Here is a 15,941-nt window from a genome sequence, read left to right as displayed (position 1 = left end):
AAAAACCTGTCTTTACAAGAGACAGGTTTTCTAGAATTTTGGGAAATCGTGGGAAATAAATTGATCAATTCGAGCTCGTCATGTTGAAATCCATTCAATCTATGCGTCCTGGCGAAAGAATCGAAGATACCATTATGAGGATTTTAGAGGAAAATCCAAATCAGACAGAAGTTCTATTTCAAAAGATAAAAAATAATCCAATCTATACCCTTTCGGATGGTCAAATTTATTCTGCGATCTTAAAAGTCCTGACTTCCATTGAAATTCCAGAAACAGAATCAGAATTTGTTTGGACACAAGTCCTGGAAAACAAAACCAAACTTTCCCATTGTATGAAACGAGATGTAGGATTTAGTGTAGCTTTAGTGGATTACTTCACCAATATCAATCCGAAAATAAAAAACCCAAAAATCATTGAGATCAAACTTTTTTCTGAAACCGAAAAACTAATATTAGTTGATGAACTTACAAAATTATACAATCGCAGGCATTTCGAAAAAGCACTTGTTCGTGAATTCAGACAATCAACACGATATAACCAAAATCTCTCTCTTCTGATTATAGACATTGACGACTTCAAAAAAATCAATGATACTTATGGCCATACAACTGGCGATGAAATTCTCATCCAAGTCGCTAAACAAATTACATCTTGTTTACGCATGGAAGACACAGCCTGTAGGATTGGTGGGGAAGAATTTGCTATCATTTTTCCACAGACTAACGAAGAACAAGCAATGATAGCTTCAGAAAAACTTTTAGAAGCGTGTCGAACCATCATGCTCAGTGAAAAATCAGTTACACTCAGTGGCGGTGTTGTTTCTTATCCAGAAAAAGTAAAAACCTGCGAAGAAATGTATGACCTTGCTGACCGTGCATTATACACTGCAAAATTTTCAGGTAAAAACCAAATTGTTGCTTATAGTAATGAAAAACGTGGCAGCCTACGTTTTGATGCCAATTTAGAACTGCTTTTTATTCTACCAGATAAAACTCTCAAAACCATTTCGAAAAACATTTCCATTACTGGCATTGCCTTCGATACAGAAGATGACATTACATTAAACGAATCTATAGATGTAAAACTTCGCGAATCAGAATCTCACCAAGAGATCAGTGCAAAAATTAAAGTAGTCAGAAAAGAAGAAATTGGTCAGCACAAATACCATATGGGTGCAGAATTTTTAGAACTTTCGAACGAAGACCAATCGAAACTATCTGATCTTTATTCATTACACCGGTATAAATCAAAACTTTCTACCAGTGTAATGTAATCATTTTTTGTTAGTTGCCTTGGGGCATATCACCAAGTCCACCTGCATTGATCACTGAAGAATAACCACTCGTTTGTAAAATTTGTTTTGCTCTCTCACTTCGAGCACCTGACCGACAATAAACTACGATCTTAGCATGTTTATCCTTTAATAAATCCAAATTGGCTGGCAGTACATCCACTGGTATATTTTTAGCACCGGCAAAATGACCCTCTGCATATTCCGATTTAGTTCGAACATCAATGACAATTGCTCCTTCCTTTATCCATTGCATTACCATATCTCTGTCTCCTTTTGATTGGATTTTTTTTACGAAAATAAAGAGGAACCCAACTACGATTCCGAAAACCAGGAAAGATTTCATACTTTCTCCTTTTTCTCTATTTTTTTGTTGCCAGATTTTTCGTCAACCCAAGTATATACCATAGGGGGTATGGTATTTTGATTCATTCCAAATCCCCAAAAAAACAGGAGTTGTTGTTTTATGATTAAAGATCCAAAGGACAAAATTGAAATTCGTCCACTCTATGACTTAGAATCTGGCACCTGGACCTATCTTTTGTTGGACTTAGAATCCAAAAAATCCATTTTAATAGATCCTGTATTAGAGCGATTAGATAGAGATTTAAATTACATACGAGAACTTGGATATACTCTTTCCATAACGGTTGATACACATATGCATGCAGACCATATAACATCTGCAGGTGAACTTAGAGAAAAAACACAATGTGAATCCTATGCCTCAGAATTTTCGGGTGCAAATTGTGCTTCTAAGTTTCTAAAAGATGGTGACGTATTTACTGTTGGAAATTTAAAATTTCAAACGATACATACTCCAGGCCATACACCTTGCTCCATTTCACTATTTTTAAACGATAAATATCTATTCACTGGAGATGCATTATTTGTTCGAGGATGTGGCCGTACCGATTTTCAAGGTGGAAGTGCCGAAGTCTTGTATCAATCCATTACTGAAAAACTTTTTACATTGCCCGATGATACAATTATATTACCAGGACATGACTACAAAGGATTTTTAACTAGTACGATCGGTGAGGAGAAAAAATGGAATCCTCGGATTGCCGGGAAATCTCTTTTTGAATTTAAAGAGATTATGGACAATTTAAACTTACCTGAACCAAAAAAAATTCATGAAGCAGTGCCTGCAAACCGCGCCTGCGGGAAGGTGTTATGAGTATTGGTATCCTTTTTTTATTGTTAGGTGTAGGTGCAGGAATTCTTGGTGGATTAGTTGGCATTGGAGGGGGGATTCTACTTGTCCCCGCCCTCGTATATTTTTTTGATTTTAACCAAAAATTAGCGCAAGGTACTACTTTGGCTGCTATGGTTCCACCAATTGGAATCGTTGCAGCTTATATCTATTATACGAGAGGAGAAACTAATGTTTTTGCAGCTGCCTTTATAAGTGCCGGGTTTATCTTAGGGAGTATATTTGGCGCTGGTGCCGCATCAAAGATTGACACTACCATTTTGTCTCGTTTTTTTGGGATCTTTACAGTGATAGTTGGCTTAAAAATGGTTTTTTTTCCAAAATAAAATAATTAAATTTTTCCTTGCAGGAACTTCTGATTAAATTTTCCATTTCCACGTGTTCGGTTTTTATCTCACATTCTTTTGGATATTAATACATTTTTTTTCTACCGAATTTTCTTGGCCAGCTAGTATCATTGCACCACTCCAATTTCTTTTTTGGTGGAACCTGGTCTTTTCTTCTATTTGGATAGTTTTAATTTTTATTGTCGTTTTTGGCTTATTAGGTATTTTACTTCGAATTCCTGTAGTCGGAATTTTGTTACAAGGTATTAGGAACCAAGTTTCGGAAATTGGTTGGTACAAGTTTCTTCTTAACAGAACTACTGTTTGGTTAGTAAGCCAAACCTTAATTCTCTCAGGTTCCTATATTTTTGGTTATAGTAACCAAACAGAAACTTGGGTATATACTACTTCCCTTTCAGCAGTCATTTTGGGATATTTCATTAAACAAAACTTTCACAAACCAATGGCAAATTTTTCAAGTTCCCGAAGTTTTTTTATCTACCGAAAGGGAGAAACCGATAGAGATTACGGCTCCCCTACCGAAAATTTTCCCAATGAAAAAGACGTAACACCTCCTTAAATCTTGAATCGTTAACATTTTTATGACAGTTACCATTCCCAAAACAATCTAATGGACATGGTATCTGAATCAAAAAAACAAAGATTTTTTTCTCCTATTGTGCGTTTGGTGGCGATTGTATTGATCACAACCTTCTTTTTAGGACAATGTAGCCTTTTTTCAGACAAAGAAACTAAAGTCCAAAAAATCTCCCTACAACCAGAACCAGGACAAAAAATAGCAGCATTTGCAGAAGGATGTTTTTGGTGTTCTGAACATATCTTTGAATCAGTACCAGGTGTGATCGATGTTATTTCAGGTTACGCGGGAGGACATACCCAAAACCCTAATTATGAATTGGTAAATACTGAAACAACAGGTCATGCGGAAACGGTTCTCGTTTATTATGATCCAACTAAGATTGATTATATGGAATTATGTAGGATTTTTTTTCTCTCCCATGATCCAACAACTATTAACAAACAAGGTCCCGATGAAGGATCTTCCTATCGATCGATACTTTTTTATTCTTCTGACGAAGAGCTAAAGATGGCAAAAAAAATTCAAAATGAAATAGTTGAAAGACAGATTTGGAAAAATCCGATAGTGACAGAAATTAAAGAGTTAAAAGAATTTTACAAAGCAGAAGATTATCATCAAAATTTTATACAAAATCATCCAGACCAGTCATACGTGAAGGCAGTGTCTATTCCGAGATACCAAGAATTCAAAACACGATATGATTCATATGTTCAATCTAAAAGGAAAACGAATTAAATTTAATATTCTAGTAAGTTAAAAACTGTTCTCTGATTTTTGTACGAAACGAATCAAATTCCGATTTTGTTTGGAATTTACATACTTTTAGGATTTCCGCAGAAATTTCCGATGATTTTGCTTCTTTTGCATTAATTGAAATCATCATATCACTTAGATAAATAGGGTATACTATATCCGCATATACATCATCGACAAGAAGAGGTCTATGATGAAATTCCATAGCTTTAGTGTATAAAATGGGGAAATTCCATTTTTCTCCAACCATAGCACCTAACTTTGAATGAGTGATTCCTATGGCAGACTCTTCCAAGCTAATAGTGGATGCAATTTCCCTAGAATTTGAATAAGTTTTAATTTTTGTCATATGATTTTGGTCAAAAGATAAAAGCAGAATTTCTCCAATATCATGTAATAAAGATGCGGCAATTAAATTACTCAAGTCTGTTTTGTTCATACCCATCTTTTGTCCAATGGCTTTACAATAAAATGCAGACTCATTTGATTTTTCCCAAATAGCGGTAAAAGCAGGAAATTTATCTTCTAACATTTGTTTTGTTCCAAGACTGTATAACAATGTTTGTAATTCTTTTAGACCAATGAGTTGGATCGCCCGATCCAAACTTTCAACTCTTCCTCCGCGTCTGAAGGCAGCAGAATTGGAAAGTTTGAGAATATTCGCTGATAAAGCAATATCTCTTTTGATCATTTCAGCTATGGTTCCAATACTTGAGTTTGGTTTATCAATCGCATCTTGGATGTCTTTGATTGCTTTTGGAAATGTAGGTAAATTGTCAATTTGTGATACAATATGGTCAATTTTTTCTAACTGTTGGTTTTCTTTGGAGACCTTAGACGGAATATCAATCATAAAGACAGTTTTGTTTTCACCGGATTCAAATTTAAATGCAGAATCTCCTAAACCATCGTTACGTAACATCATTAAAGTCATGATAAGACCAAGACCTGCACCTTCTTGTTCACTTGACATATCAACAAATGCATCTGCCAAATCATTGTATGTTTTTGCTTTATCGATTCTTTCTTTGATTCTAGCTGATTCAGCCGCAGTGAGTTGGACATTATTCATAATTCGAATTCGCATCAAACTTTTATTATGAATAAAAGAAACAAATACCCCGAAGTTGTTTCTTTGAAGTGAATCTTCGATTAATTCACGGTTTTCTAGATATGTTTTTTTGAATTCAGCAATACCTGCTTGGTATTCAGCTTCATCTTCTATATTACTAGCTCTATTTTTAAAAAAAACTCGTTTTGCATTTGCTTTGACTGCATTTGTTACAGTTTCTTTTACTGCCGCAAGAACTGAATCTCTAACAATGATTAGATCAAGTTGTAATAAAAATCGATCTAAAACTTGATATAAGGTATTTTCTACCTCATCAGTTATCTGAAAAAATTTAAAATGGAAAGGTGAATTTTCGGATATAGGATGATTAATATCATCAATATTAGTATGTAGACCTAACTCTTGTTTGTATTCTAATGTGACAGCCTTGGGACTTGCCATATAACCTCAAGTAACGAACCAGTGTCTACGGGGAAACCCCAATCTATATTTTTTGTGAAGACACTTCTATTCCATCACATGTAAAGATTTTACTAGTGCAAGCGTTTAACAATAAAATTGCGAAACATAGAAATCCTGCGACAAGTACCTAACCAAAAATGATTTTAATCCTTTATTTTACTACGTTTGTGTACTAATTATTCAAAAAGTTTAATCTTAGGCAGACCCAAATTATATCGAACCGCCACAACACGAATTCCGACAACTATACTTGCGGAAATGACTAGATTCCAATTAGCATTTACGTTCCATATATTTAGCAAAATATACAAAACAGATCCCGCCAAACAAGCAGTAGCATAAATTTCCTTTCTAAATATAAAGGGAACTTCATTCATGAGTGTGTCACGAATGACTCCACCAAAAATCGCAGAGATCATACCAAGGAGGGCAGAAGCAAAAAAGTTTACTCCATGATCTAACGCAATCCTTGTACCAAGCACTGTATAAATTCCGATTCCTAATGTATCAAAAAGAAATAATTCATCCTTTAATTTTGTGAGTATCCCTGGTAAAAGTATCACAAGTAAAAACCCTATAAATATGGCCCAAAGAATATTTTCATCTCTTACCCAAGAGACAGGATAATTTCCAAGTGTAATGTCTCTTAAAGTCCCTCCACCAATGGCTGTGATAAAACCTGTAAAGAAAACACTAAATAAATCGTGATGGTGGTCTTTATGTTCCAAAGCAGAAAGAGCACCGGATATCGTAAATACCATGATGCCGGCAAGACCGATGTAATAAGAAAAACTAAAATCCACGGATTTTCCCCTACTTTTATTTTTTTAGACGTAAATAAAATGACAATCTTTTGGCCTTTCAGTTGTTGTATTGAATAGAGAGATAAAGTATGTTTGGAAAATTTTTAAGGAATTCAATTTTAATCCCCACATTTTTATTCCAGGCTTGTATTCCCAGTCTTTCTAAAAGTTTTTTACAATCAGTCACAGACTTTCTTCAATTCAATAGTTTAACAAATTCTGGTCCATCAGGACCATTCAAAATTTCTTTTACTGTCTCTGGTCTTCTTGGCACAGGACTGGTCGTAAATCTAAATTCAGGAACCGAATCCCTCACTATAAATGCAGATGGGAAATATGATTTTTCTACGGTTCTTAGTACAGGAAATAACTTTAACGTTTCCATCCAAACACAACCCACTCTCCCCACTCAAACATGTTCTGTCAGTGGAGGAACAGGTGTTGTCGGACATGGAAACATCGACTCTATCATAGTAAATTGTGATCCTTTGCGTTATACACTTTCAGGTACAATCACTGGCCTTTCTGGAATCACAGGGCTAATTCTTACCAACTCATTTGATGGTGCCACATTGAGTGTGGCCGTTGCTTCCGGAACCTTTGCTTTTACACAAACCTATTTGGATGGAACATCTTACAACGTATCTGTGACAACCCAACCTAACCATCCTGTGCAAAACTGTGTGACCACCAATGGTGTTGGCGTAATCGCCGGTGCAGATATAACTAATATCAATATTGTTTGTACTTCGACTGCATTTCCAATTGAAGTGAATGTTGTGGGTTTGTCTTCAGGAACATTAGCGATACGAAATAATAATTCAGAACTCCTAACTATAACATCCAATGGAACCCATATGTTTCCTACAGATGTTGTAATCAATAATACTTATAACTTACAAGTTGCTTCTCAACCCACAAACCACCAATGTGTGCTTTCTAGTTCTACGGGAGTTGTTACCACATCCATCACAGTTACAGCAAATTGTTTTAGTATGTTAAATGTTAACCCTTCATTAGGTGGTATTTTACAACCAACGGAAAGTATTCGTTTGCAATTTTCTGCTGCCATCAATGTTGGAAGTTGTACAGGTTCTTCAGGGCTCAACACTAACTTAGGGATTCCTGTGCTTTTTGCACTGTCCACAACTAGCATCACAGATGATACACTCACAGTTTCCCCTGCACCCACAGATTCCTGGGTATATGGTAATAGCACTCTTACATTAAATTGTATAAGTAACAGCGGACAACCTTTATCCACCACTGTCAATATTCCCTATTTGGTTCCGTCAACCATTCGTTATGTGTCTCAAATTAGTGGGAATGATTTCTTTGATGGTCTAACAACTTCCACACCCAAACGTAATATCCAAGAAGCAATCAATGATTTAGTAGGTTGCCCTACTTTTGATTGTGCTGTTCTTGTAGAAGGTGGGTGGTACGATTCGACTGTAATTGGTGATAAAATTCAGCTTACTAATGGTGTTTCACTTTACGGAGGTTATGTAGCTGGATCTAATTTTGGAACTTGGGATCCAGACTCACATAGTTCTCAAATTTTAATGATCGCAACACCTGCAAGTTGTAGTACTTCAACTCAAGTGGCTCCTTGCGCTGCATTAGTAGGCGATGTTACTATTGTTAATGATACAACCGTTTCTGGATTTTTCATTAAATCAGGACCCAATACAGCTCCTTATATGGCAGGAGTGTTATTAGATTCCACTGCAAAGGTGAGACTTATTAATAATGCAATTGATGCTGGAACGGGAATCAGCGGCTCTTATGGTGTTAGTTCCATCAACAGCAATCCTCTACTGGTTAAAAATTTAGTTGATGGAGGAAAATGTACTTTGGCTAGCTGTGAATCCATCGGATTGTATATGACTTCCTCTTTTCCCATTTCCCCGATTCTCCTACTCAATGCTATTTCGGGAGGAGATTCGACTCTTGGCGGTGTGAAATCAAAAGGAGTGCAATATGTTGGGCCCTCCACCATCACGGTATCCAATATTACTGGAAACATCATACTCAGTAAAGATCTGAGTTTAACATCCACAACTGATAGTATTGCATTTGAAGTCAATTCAGGTGCAAGTGCCGGTTCTAATGGAACACTAGCGGGAAATATTTTAAAGTCTGGTGCTGGAAATAATTCTATTGGAATTCGCATCCAAGTAAACTCCGCTATTGAGATTGGTTCCACCACACAAGGGAATATCATCACTACAACCAATGGAGTTGCTGGATCCTATGGATTGTACCTTACAGGTGGACATGTAATTCGAAAAAATGTAATCAATGTTGGAAATGCTGTCAATACAACAGGTTCAGCGGCGGCGGCTGGCGTTTATATTAGTAGCGGGGGGACTTCTATTTTAGAAAATAATACCATAGAAGGAGCGAATGCTACTTCAACAGCATCCGCAAACGCTTATGGTATTAAAGTCAATAGTATTAGCGCTACATCTCGGATCAGAGGCAATTATATTAGGACCGGAACAGCCACAGGTACGACTACATCGACCTCTATTGCTGGTATCAATTTGGATACTCCTTCCAATGCACTAGTCGCTAACAATTGGATACAAAATGGAACAAGTAGCCAACTTGCATATGGTATTGAATTAGTTTCCATGTTTTCTGGTTTAAGGATTTATCATAACACGATAAGCAGTGGAACCACGGCTATAGCGGGAAAGGAAGCACCTATATTTATCAAAGCTTTATCGAGCGCTGCAGATATTCAAAATAATGTTTTGTTATTAGTCGATAATTCAGCGGGAAATGCATGTATCTTAAATTCTGGATCAGGTCTTCAAACTGCGATCAAATACAATGTTTTTTATAACTGTGCAACATTTGTTTTTCAGAATAGCATGAACTATACAGATCTTTGTGGGGGAGGAATCCCATCTACTGCTGTATGTGTCTCACCTCTCGGTGTTTTAGGAAATTTTGGAAATAATTTAAACTTAAATCCGAATTTTGTTTCCAACTTTGGTACCACAGCAAATTACACACCAACATCTACTACATCATGTTTGATTACAAAATCGACAAACAGTATTTTAGCAGATAGTTTTAATGGTAACGGAACAAGGCCTGGTGCTGATGGTGCCGTGAGTCTTGGTGCAATCGAATACGAATTAGTTTGCACACCTTAACAAATGTTAACACTAAGTTAAGGTAATTAGTTTTATTTTTCTTTTTAGACTACCAATGATCAAATATTCTAAGGTAAAACGTAAATTCCTACGCGGTCATTGTAGAGACTACCAATATACAATTGTCTTTTCTTTTCAATCACACTAGTAACTTCTTTTAGGTGTTCTCCACCTGGATCTTGTAAGGTCATAATTACTTTACCATTCCCGTCCATCTTGAGTGCATAACCATAAGGTTCTGCCTTTGGCCAAAGGAATTTTGGAAGAAAAGAAATCATCTTTTTTACAACTGGGGATGGATGCATATGATCCATTCTGTCATTTCTAACAGTAAACAATGCCACCCAAAATTCTCCATTTTCGTTTCTAGTGATATTATCAGGGAAACCTGGTAGGTTTTCAATTACGGTTTCTTTAGTTCCTTTTTTAGAACCTTTTAACCAAAGTTTAGTGACCTTATAACGATATGTTTCATTCACAAGGAGAAAATCTTCGTTCTTAGACAAAGCAATACCATTGGCAAAATACAATCCATCGGCAAGAAGTTCCGTCTCTTTCGTTTTTGGATCATAAACGAATACTCGTCCATAAGGTTTTGCTTCCAAGAGATCATATAAGTATTCTTTTTGTTCATAAATCGATGCATCGGAAAAATATATTTTTCCATCCTGAGCAATATCAACATCATCAGTAAACCGAAAAGGGACTCCCTTATATTCAGAAACAAGAACTGTTAGTTTTCCAGTTTTATCTAATGATAATAGTCCACAGTATGCATCCGCGATAATTAGATTCCCTAATTTATCAAACTGGATTCCTAAAGGTCGACCACCTGTTTTTGCGATAGTCTTTATTTCACCTTTTAAAGTGATCCGTATAATACGACCTTCTTTATCTCCACCATAAATATTTCCATCAGCATCTACATCTAAAGACTCCAATCCTTTTACTTTGCCAATCGCAAGTAAAATTGACTTTTGTAATTCTGTGTTAGGTGCAAATATTCCAACTGGTTCAGGTTTAATCGGTGGCTCATAGGCAACGGGTTCGAAGGTTCTACATGAAAATAATAAAGCTACCAGTAATATATTGATTCCTAGATATTTCATTTTGAGTGTTTCTCCTTCTCAATCAAACCATCTTTTAAAGCCCATCGTTCGTCGACCCATCGTTTCATTTTTTTAGACATAGGTGCAAATTGTTCGTTCTCTTCAATTGGCACTTGCGATACGGGAACCACATCCACGAATACTTTTAGTTTACGAATTTTTCCACGCATCAAATCTAAAAAACTTGGGTTTTCTGTAGGATATACAATCGTTAAATCAATAAATGCATCAATCGAATTTTTGAGTGCTGTAGAAACAACGGAAATCCCTCCGCTATGAGGACGTAGTAAATGTTGGTATGGATTTTTCTTTAGTAACTTTTGCACTCTTTCGGGAGTTCGTCTGTGACCTTCAAGAAAATTCAAAATGGAAAAAGGCATTCCCGCAAACTTTTCACAAACTTTCTTTACATTTTCTAAATCTTGGTTTGCCAGTTCTGGATTTTTTTTCAGTTGTTCCCTGCTACTTCTTTTTACAAAAGGAAAGTCCAAAGCAAGCCAAGCATGTCCCAAAATTGGAACATATTTCAATGAATCTTTAATAAAAAATCGAATCAGAGGAATTTTACGATTTAGGACAGATTGTATGATATAAATATCAGACCATGATTGGTGGTTACAAATAATCATGTAATGACCATCTGCTTTTAAATCTTTAAAGGAATCTCCAACCACTTCAAACTGAACACCATATAACATTCGGGAAATGCGATAATTGTTTTCGATCCACATCTCTCCTACCTTTAAAAGTAACTTGTCGCCTAACCTTCGCAAGGAACCAGTGGTCACCAACTTCCAGATGTATAGTGGATACATTGTTGGAATAATTGAAATTAAATTCAAAAGGAAGAAAAAATAAGCAATAATTAAACCCAAGTGAAACTCCTAATTAATACGTAGTTCCGATTCCAAGAATCGTCACATCATCCATCATCGAGGCATCACCCCTAAACGAATGAAAATCATCCATTAACAAATTAATTGTATCTGTTAGATTTAAATCCAAACTCTTAGCAGATTCAAAACTGGAAAGCAATTTGGTTTCCCCGAGGAGAATTCCCTCCTTGTTTTCTTGCTCCAAATATCCATCAGAGATCATAAACAGACGGTCACCCAGTCCAAACGGTATTGAATGGTTTGAATATTCTACATCTTTTTCCAAGCCCAACATGACCCCAGACTCAGCCAGCGGAATAATCCTATCTCTTGTTACTACATAAGGTTCGTTATGACCAGCCGAGGAATAAGTTAGTTGGTTTTCTTCCAAATTTAAATCCACAACAACAGCAGTAAACTGGTTAGATTTTTTCCCATATCGATCACTAAAAATTTGATTGAGTGCAAATAGAACATCGGCAGGATTCGTAACACTGTGTTTGATATGATCGTATTCTGCTTTAATGGCCATTGTGATTAATGCCGCTTGCACTCCGTGACCAATCGCATCTGCTAAAAATAAACGTATTTTTGATTTTTCTAAACGAATGACATCGAATATATCACCACCGACTTCTGCCATAGGCTCAAATCGTGATCCAAAATCTAAATGGGCAACATACTTTAAACCGAGTGGTAATATATTTCTTTGAATGGTTTTTGCTGTTTCTAAATCTTCTTGTATAATTCTTAAAGATTGAGTTAACTTTGCCGTTCTTTCTTTTACCATCTCTTCCAAAGTTTCATTTTGGAGACGAAGTTCTCTGTTTTTTTCAATCAGTACTTGGTTTTCTCTTTGTTCTGCATTCCGAATTCTCGCAGTTAACAATTTCAGAAGTGTTAGGGTCAGATCTGGACTAGTCTGTAACAAACGATGAAAATCTTCACGAGTTAATACGAAGAGTGTAGAATCTTCCTTTGCAGAAATATTAACGGTTCTAGGAGCAGAATCAATAAGTGCTATTTCTCCGAAATAATCTCCAGAGACTAGATCTCCAATAATTAAAACTTCTTGTTTACTCTCATCTAAATATTTCCAAACTTCAACCGTTCCGGATTCGATAAAGTAAAAAGAATCGCCTAACGAATATTGCTCGATGATATGAGAGCCTTTTGGGAAAAAGGCAGATTTCATTTCTTTTTTTAGAAAACTTAAATCTGCTGTTGGTTTCTCCTCGGTTCCCATTTCTCTTACCTTAGGTTTCAGGTTCCCGATTGACCAAATCCAATGAAAATGCCGGTTTACAAACAGACCAATATTCAGCATCTTCGGAAAACGGGTTTGAATATCTAACTTTAGTTCCTTTTTCTACGAGAATAGATTCTCCTGCAGAAAGAATGATAACTTTTCCATCTACTTCGATTTGTTTTTTACCACGAACCATAAGAGTCCATTCATCAAAGTTAGGTGACTGAAATGGTTCGCCCCAACCTGCTGGTGCTACCATGTGAGCGACAGAAAGATCAGAACTGCCAGTCGAAGGAATTCCGAAATGTTCTGCGATTGTTTTCCCACCCGGAACAGGAATATGGATCGGATTTGTTTGGTGCTTAAAACCCATATTCTAAAATCCAGGGAATTTGAAATTATACTTACTTTTAAGAAGGTCTTCTGTATAAGTCCATAATTTTCTTCTGGCTGTTAGATCGTAAGAAGGTTCCGAACTTTTTTCCATTTTCTTTTTCACAAAATATTTTCCTGAAACGGAACTTACTGATGGATCTGTAACAAGAAAAATAGAAGTTTCGGCACCTTTGTCTTCAGAGATTGCAAAAATATTTTGGGCAAAAGTCAGAAGAATCTTCGCCAAACCTTCATTATTTTGTCCAAACTTTGTTTTTACGAATCCAGGATGTAAACAGTTTACAGTGATTTTTGTTTGATTCAATCGTTCCGCAAGTTCATAGGTAAAATAAATATTCATAAGTTTTGATCTTTGGTACTGTTTCCAGCCGGAATATTCTTTTTCACCTAACAAATTATCAAAGTCCAAAGAAACTCCCATATGTGCCCTGGATGCAACGTTAACAATTCGAGATTCTCCTGCTTTTTTTAAAGAAGGAAGTAATCCAAGAGATAGAACAAAATAATTCAAATGGTTTAACGCAAATGTCGACTCAAGTCCTTCTTTCGTAAGCGAATATTGATCAAAGTAAGCACCTGCGTTATTGAGCAAAACATCAATTTTTGGATGATTCTTGCGAATGGTTTCTGACAATAAGAATGTTTCTTTTGCAGAAGATAAGTCGGCTACATAGGAATGTACAGTCGCGCCTGTTACTTGCAAAGAGTAAACCAACGCTGCAAGTTTATCTGAATTGCGTCCAACTAATATTAGTTCGTTTTGATTTTTGGCGAAAGAATGAGCACAGACTCTTCCTATTCCATCTGTTGCACCTGTAATGACAATAGTCTTTTTCATGAAATAATCTCCTCTTTCATCTTTTTGGGAATGGTAAAAACAAACCTGGAACCAGATACTCCATCACTATCAGCAAAGAGAATTCCTCCGTTTACCGAAACAAATTCATGGCAAAGTAAAAGTCCAATCCCATTGCCGGTCTCCCCACCAGTACCAGTAGATTTAATAACCTCTCCGACTTTGAATAGTTTGTTTAAAATTGATTTCGACATACCAACACCTGAGTCTATAACGGATACTTGCCATGTTTCGCCAATATCAACTGCATTGATTAAAATTTTCCCATTACTATGGCTAAACTTTAAGGCATTAGAAACCAAGTTTCGAATGACTGTAATAATCATTCTATCATCGCAAAATACTATTGCATGAGAAGGAATAACCACTTCAAATGTAATCCCTTTGTTTGAAGCACTTAATACAAATAGTTCTAAACATTCTCTAACAATGTTATCCAACCTGTAATAATGAGGACGGTATTCCTCTTGTCCTCGTTGCAACTTAGACCATTCCAAAAGGTTTTCTAACAATGAAAAAACCGATTCTGTTGCGTCTACTAAGGATTGGGTCATTCCAGCAAGAGCATCTTCTTTCTTTTTCATGTCCTCATTTAGTACTTTGAGTAACATTTTAATTCCAGCGAGTGGCCCTCGTAGATCATGAGAAATAATAGATAAAAATCGATCCTTAGTTCCATTTGCAACTAAAAGTTCACGATTGACATTAGCCATTTGTTTTTCTAAATTTCTCTGCTCAGTTGTATCTCGAAACACAAGGACCATCCCAATTTTTTTCCGATTGGCATCTCGGATTTGTTTGGCGGTAATTTCCCAATACTTATCTTCTTTTTCCCAAATCCATTTTGTGAGTGTACGTTTCTCGGATAAATGGTCGAGTTTAGATATAATTCCTGGAGAGGATGCAAAAAAATATTTATAGGAAAGTAAACTTACATTCTTTGTGGCAGTACAGAACAAATGTTCTGCAGCAATATTCCAGTCCACGACTCGATTATTAAAATCAAGAATCACCACGGCTTCGTCTAACTCATCTACAATTTCGCCGCGTACCAAAGGGACTAAGTCGAACATACGATAGTATCCAATGGCGAAAAAAATAAGAATGACTTGCATTGTGCTCATGACAGCAGTCAAGTTTAATCCTGGCAATGGACGTACACCTAACTTATGCAAAATGGCAGTAATCCAAATAAACAGATAAGAAACTAATATCAAAAGAAATCTTCGTCTTTCCGTAGTTTTAGATACAAAGATTCCCTTAATTAATAAATATGCTACAAAGGAAGACCAAAAAAATGATAGGAAGTATGATACAAAAAAACCTCCTGTATTGGTCACTTGTATCCATTGAATGTGCTCATCGATAGTAATTAAATAAGTATCCAACGTAAGAGTTTTAAAAATAGGATCCAGAACACAAACCGCTATAGTCAGTAATGGTTGGACCGTAAGTAAAACCCAAAATCTTCTGGTTAACAGGTGTTTGTTTTGAGTAAATTCTAAAGATACAAGCACCATCCCCATATTGGCGATGGCAACTCCTATATACAATAATGCCACAAAAGTCCTGTGCAAATTCGGACTTATATACGCAAAATCTATCCCATAAAATCCGGTCCACATCATGGAACCGATAACTAATACTAATAAATATTTAACAATGTCTAGGCGGAAGGATTTAAGAATGAATAGCCCCAATGCGAGATTGAAGCCAAAAGCTAGAAAAAGAAGTAAACTATAGGGATGAAATTGCCACAAA

General features: G+C 36.0%; 15 protein-coding genes. 6 read left to right on the top strand and 9 right to left on the bottom strand.

Translation table 11 applies throughout. From position 1 onward, the window contains the following. Nucleotides 1–80: 80 nt before the first annotated feature. Entirely contained in the window at nucleotides 81–1,274 is a 1,194-nt protein-coding gene (locus EHQ31_RS07405) for a diguanylate cyclase (protein WP_135574783.1), read from the top strand. A gap of 10 nt (nucleotides 1,275–1,284) precedes the next feature. Here EHQ31_RS07405 and EHQ31_RS07400 read toward each other — a convergent pair whose 3' ends face one another. Beyond that, nucleotides 1,285–1,638: a rhodanese-like domain-containing protein gene (locus EHQ31_RS07400; RefSeq protein ID WP_135574784.1), complete on the bottom strand. Its 354-nt coding sequence runs from the start codon at nucleotides 1,636–1,638 to the stop codon at nucleotides 1,285–1,287. A 120-nt stretch (nucleotides 1,639–1,758) separates the two neighbouring features. Between EHQ31_RS07400 and EHQ31_RS07395 the strand changes: the two genes are divergently transcribed. The 4 genes from EHQ31_RS07395 to msrA all read left to right on the top strand — a co-directional run bounded on the left by EHQ31_RS07395 (nucleotide 1,759) and on the right by msrA (nucleotide 4,170). Then, nucleotides 1,759–2,472 carry an MBL fold metallo-hydrolase gene (locus EHQ31_RS07395; protein ID WP_135574785.1) on the top strand — a complete coding sequence of 238 codons (714 nt, stop codon included), beginning with the start codon at nucleotides 1,759–1,761 and terminating at the stop codon, nucleotides 2,470–2,472. Continuing rightward, nucleotides 2,469–2,834, top strand: a complete 366-nt coding sequence (locus EHQ31_RS07390; RefSeq protein WP_135574786.1) for a TSUP family transporter — start codon at nucleotides 2,469–2,471, stop codon at nucleotides 2,832–2,834. Before EHQ31_RS07395 ends, EHQ31_RS07390 begins: the two co-directional genes overlap by 4 nt. 253 nt (nucleotides 2,835–3,087) lie before the next feature. After that, entirely contained in the window at nucleotides 3,088–3,414 is a 327-nt protein-coding gene (locus EHQ31_RS18925; protein ID WP_244247304.1) for a hypothetical protein, read from the top strand. A 51-nt stretch (nucleotides 3,415–3,465) separates the two neighbouring features. Then, nucleotides 3,466–4,170 (top strand): peptide-methionine (S)-S-oxide reductase MsrA, encoded by a 705-nt coding sequence (gene msrA, locus EHQ31_RS07380; RefSeq protein ID WP_135574788.1) that lies wholly within the window; start codon nucleotides 3,466–3,468, stop codon nucleotides 4,168–4,170. Between the two features lie 10 nt (nucleotides 4,171–4,180). On the opposite strand, the gene EHQ31_RS07375 is transcribed toward msrA, so the two are convergent. Together EHQ31_RS07375 and EHQ31_RS07370 are read right to left on the bottom strand one after the other, a co-directional pair. Further along, a complete protein-coding gene (locus EHQ31_RS07375; RefSeq protein WP_135574789.1) occupies nucleotides 4,181–5,701 on the bottom strand; it encodes an HDOD domain-containing protein in 1,521 nt (506 codons plus the stop codon). 197 nt (nucleotides 5,702–5,898) lie between these two features. Beyond that, complete coding sequence (locus EHQ31_RS07370; RefSeq protein WP_135574790.1) at nucleotides 5,899–6,525, bottom strand: trimeric intracellular cation channel family protein; 627 nt, start codon at nucleotides 6,523–6,525, stop codon at nucleotides 5,899–5,901. An 89-nt stretch (nucleotides 6,526–6,614) separates the two neighbouring features. Here EHQ31_RS07370 and EHQ31_RS07365 point away from each other — a divergent pair, with 89 nt between their 5' ends. Continuing rightward, a complete protein-coding gene (locus EHQ31_RS07365; protein ID WP_135574791.1) occupies nucleotides 6,615–9,695 on the top strand; it encodes a hypothetical protein in 3,081 nt (1,026 codons plus the stop codon). 68 nt (nucleotides 9,696–9,763) lie between these two features. On the opposite strand, the gene EHQ31_RS07360 is transcribed toward EHQ31_RS07365, so the two are convergent. The 6 genes from EHQ31_RS07360 to EHQ31_RS07335 are packed head-to-tail and all read right to left on the bottom strand — an operon-like array spanning nucleotide 9,764 to nucleotide 15,940. Beyond that, nucleotides 9,764–10,804: an SMP-30/gluconolactonase/LRE family protein gene (locus EHQ31_RS07360; protein WP_135574792.1), complete on the bottom strand. Its 1,041-nt coding sequence runs from the start codon at nucleotides 10,802–10,804 to the stop codon at nucleotides 9,764–9,766. After that, a complete protein-coding gene (locus EHQ31_RS07355) occupies nucleotides 10,801–11,679 on the bottom strand; it encodes an acetyltransferase (RefSeq protein ID WP_135574793.1) in 879 nt (292 codons plus the stop codon). The genes EHQ31_RS07360 and EHQ31_RS07355 overlap by 4 nt, the downstream gene beginning before the upstream one ends. A gap of 13 nt (nucleotides 11,680–11,692) precedes the next feature. Beyond that, nucleotides 11,693–12,925 (bottom strand): PP2C family protein-serine/threonine phosphatase, encoded by a 1,233-nt coding sequence (locus tag EHQ31_RS07350; RefSeq protein ID WP_135574794.1) that lies wholly within the window; start codon nucleotides 12,923–12,925, stop codon nucleotides 11,693–11,695. A 10-nt stretch (nucleotides 12,926–12,935) separates the two neighbouring features. After that, a complete protein-coding gene (locus tag EHQ31_RS07345) occupies nucleotides 12,936–13,301 on the bottom strand; it encodes a cupin domain-containing protein (protein ID WP_135574795.1) in 366 nt (121 codons plus the stop codon). A 3-nt stretch (nucleotides 13,302–13,304) separates the two neighbouring features. Continuing rightward, entirely contained in the window at nucleotides 13,305–14,162 is an 858-nt protein-coding gene (locus EHQ31_RS07340) for an SDR family oxidoreductase (RefSeq protein ID WP_135574796.1), read from the bottom strand. Beyond that, nucleotides 14,159–15,940 carry a sensor histidine kinase gene (locus EHQ31_RS07335; protein ID WP_135574797.1) on the bottom strand — a complete coding sequence of 594 codons (1,782 nt, stop codon included), beginning with the start codon at nucleotides 15,938–15,940 and terminating at the stop codon, nucleotides 14,159–14,161. The genes EHQ31_RS07340 and EHQ31_RS07335 overlap by 4 nt, the downstream gene beginning before the upstream one ends. Nucleotide 15,941 lies beyond the last annotated feature (1 nt).

This window comes from Leptospira montravelensis (genome assembly GCF_004770045.1).
Classification (GTDB): domain Bacteria; phylum Spirochaetota; class Leptospiria; order Leptospirales; family Leptospiraceae; genus Leptospira_A; species Leptospira_A montravelensis.
Note: the sequence above shows the minus strand (reverse complement) of the source record. Positions and strands in the feature narration are given on the sequence as shown.